Source organism: Rhizobium sp. P1_E1 (genome assembly GCF_056406015.1).
Genome location: NZ_JBFUAY010000412.1, coordinates 1 through 2300, shown reverse-complemented (window position 1 = coordinate 2300; position 2300 = coordinate 1). Strand labels below are relative to the sequence as shown.

At 56.1% G+C, this 2300-nt stretch carries 4 protein-coding genes; 1 reads left to right on the top strand and 3 read right to left on the bottom strand.

The window, feature by feature from the left end:
• Positions 1–574: lysozyme inhibitor LprI family protein (locus AC1D1Z_RS36475; protein ID WP_477853681.1), on the bottom strand; the 574-nt coding region annotated here is incomplete at its 3' end.
• Between the two features lie 131 nt (positions 575–705).
• Here AC1D1Z_RS36475 and AC1D1Z_RS36470 point away from each other — a divergent pair.
• Positions 706–852, top strand: a complete 147-nt coding sequence (locus AC1D1Z_RS36470; RefSeq protein ID WP_477853679.1) for a hypothetical protein — start codon at positions 706–708, stop codon at positions 850–852.
• 230 nt (positions 853–1082) lie between these two features.
• On the opposite strand, the gene AC1D1Z_RS36465 is transcribed toward AC1D1Z_RS36470, so the two are convergent.
• Both AC1D1Z_RS36465 and AC1D1Z_RS36460 read right to left on the bottom strand, forming a co-directional pair.
• Entirely contained in the window at positions 1083–1481 is a 399-nt protein-coding gene (locus AC1D1Z_RS36465) for a hypothetical protein (RefSeq protein ID WP_477853678.1), read from the bottom strand.
• A gap of 70 nt (positions 1482–1551) precedes the next feature.
• A complete protein-coding gene (locus AC1D1Z_RS36460; RefSeq protein ID WP_477700118.1) occupies positions 1552–2046 on the bottom strand; it encodes a YcxB family protein in 495 nt (164 codons plus the stop codon).
• Positions 2047–2300 lie beyond the last annotated feature (254 nt).

Here is a 2300-nt window from a genome sequence, read left to right as displayed (position 1 = left end):
GTGTCTCGTTGACTTCGCACATGCCTGCGAAAGCGTTCTTCCAACCATCAGATCCTCCCTCGGTTGCGCCATACAACGCACATTGTGCACCGCGATAGTCGGGCCACGCCTTCCGTTCAGCGAGCAGCGTGCGCTCTGTGTATTCAAGATTATTTGACTCTGCTAAGACCTTCTTGCTGTAACGCTCCTCAAGGATCGAGAGCTCCCGTTCCAGAACGCCCTGCGAGAAGTGCGAACACTGGCTGCTGCCTATGGCTGAGCCTGCCATGCGGCTCTGGGGCTCGCAAGAAAGTTCAGAGATCCTTCGCTCGTACTGTTGCTTGATGCACAGTGCATTTCCACACGAATTCCGGGCCGCAAGCCACTTCTTCTGCGATGCGCGAAGGCGCGGAGCATCGTTTTCTCTGTCTAGCTCAAGCGAGAAGACCTCTGAGAGCGTTTTATCAAGTTCAGAAAGCTCTCCGTCGGAACAAATCAAGCGCTCGACTTTCGTGCTTGCCTTAGCGCAATCAAACCCCGCCCCGTAAGCGAAAGTGGAAACTAGAAGAGTCGTGATGAGCAGTGCTTGTCGCATAGGTTTTCGACGTCTAACGTTGAAAATGACCGGACCGCAACAAATGCGGCGGAGCCGCCTCCTGCAGTTGCGGGTCCGCGTTGACCGACCAGTTAGACAGCATTGGGATCTCCCAGCGTCTGGTACATAACATGGGTCAGCTCGAACTGGTTACAGCCACGCGACGCAATGCCGCCCTCGTCGTCTGGACGTTCGAGCTCCCACCCTTCCTCTACGTCGGACCAGTGCAGCAGCTTATCGCCAAAGGCAGCGATGGCAACGACATACTCACCAGGTGAATCTGCGACTGACAGCTCACGCGGAGCTATGCGTGCCTTCTCTAAAGCTGCGCGATGCTCCGGATGCAACCTGGGAAGACCGTCTTCCAAAAGGCCAGTGACTTCAGCGATAGTGGCAGGGTGAAACATTGAGTGCGGTCTAACGTGCGTGTGACCGGCGACCGCGGAAAGGTGCGCAGGGAGCGCAGCGACCGAGCGGAAGCCCTTGGGCGTCCGTGTCGACTAGCTGGTTAGATGGCATTCTTGCGCTCACCGAATTCTTTAAGAAGCTCAAAGAAGAAGTACACGGAGCTTCGATGCCTCTCGACTGAGACGTTTGTCGGCAGTTTGTCCCACTCAACTTCATCGCCGGGAATTTCCAAGCTGATTGTCAGTACGGTCTTCTCCCACCCGGAAATTTCGGCTGAGCCAGGATAGTTGTATTTTCTTCGCACCCAACTGGTGAACTCATACGGGTCAAATATGGGCGACTCAGGAACACCGAGATCATGCATAGCCTTTTTGTAGCCCCATATGTAGCAGCCAAGCTTATCGATAGTTTCTTGGCCAAGATACATCCCTGGGCGCACCGAGACCTCTCTGACAAGGTCGTAGATGCTGTAGGTTCTCGCCACGCCGATCTGTGCCATCTAACGTTTGAGGTAACCGGCGGCCGACAGTGGGCGAAGCCCGCTGTTGGACGTCCGGTTGACTGAAGGGTTAGCCGCCAACCTTACCTCCGGCGCCTTTGATCTGTTGCAGGATGAAGGACTGCGCCTCTTCTGCGACTGCGGCAAGAGGGAGCGTGACTTGGCTTGACCTTGATAGGACGAGGAGCCAGAACTCTGGATGGCGCCAAACCCGCTTGACTGCAGACCACGGCATGGTGACCGCGCCGAGTTCAGATGAAATGCTGAAGCCCGACGCCTCCGCGCGAAGGAGGGCCTCCGGGGACTGCATTTGTCGAAGCCTGCTCAAGGAGCTTTGAACCGAAACGACATAGGCCGCCGCCGCGAAGGCAATGCCCAACAGCCAGACAGTGCCGAGCATTCCAACGATCCAGGATCTCTCGCCTCGCTGAACCAGAAACAGAAAGCTCGCGCCCAGAAGTGCGAGTGCAACAACAAACCTAACCCCGAAGGCGTGGCGCCAACTGGCCAAAGCGGCTCTTCTCACGATGGCTTCACTGTATTTGAGCGTGGCTTCGAAGAACATTAGCGGCTAACGTCGGAAGCAACCGGACCACACCCTTCGCTGCGAAGCAGCAGTCTGCAGGCGTGGGTCCGTGTTGGCTGACAGGTTAGACAGCATCGTCACGGTTTCATTTTGATGATGCTGTCTGGCGGACTTGCTACTGAGCGGACGTAAACGTCTTCAGATTCTTTTCTATGGCTGTCATGCAGCTTCAACGTTCGGTTCTCCGCTCAGACAATTTTCTCGGCAGTTCGCAGGCTCCGCTCTCAAGGCTC

Bases quoted from the DNA above. Each gene is read 5' to 3' on its own strand.
- AC1D1Z_RS36470 (WP_477853679.1), top strand. From the start codon at position 706: ATGGGTCAGCTCGAACTGGTTACAGCCACGCGACGCAATGCCGCCCTC.
- AC1D1Z_RS36460 (WP_477700118.1), bottom strand. From the start codon at position 2,046: ATGTTCTTCGAAGCCACGCTCAAATACAGTGAAGCCATCGTGAGAAGA.
- AC1D1Z_RS36465 (WP_477853678.1), bottom strand. From the start codon at position 1,481: ATGGCACAGATCGGCGTGGCGAGAACCTACAGCATCTACGACCTTGTC.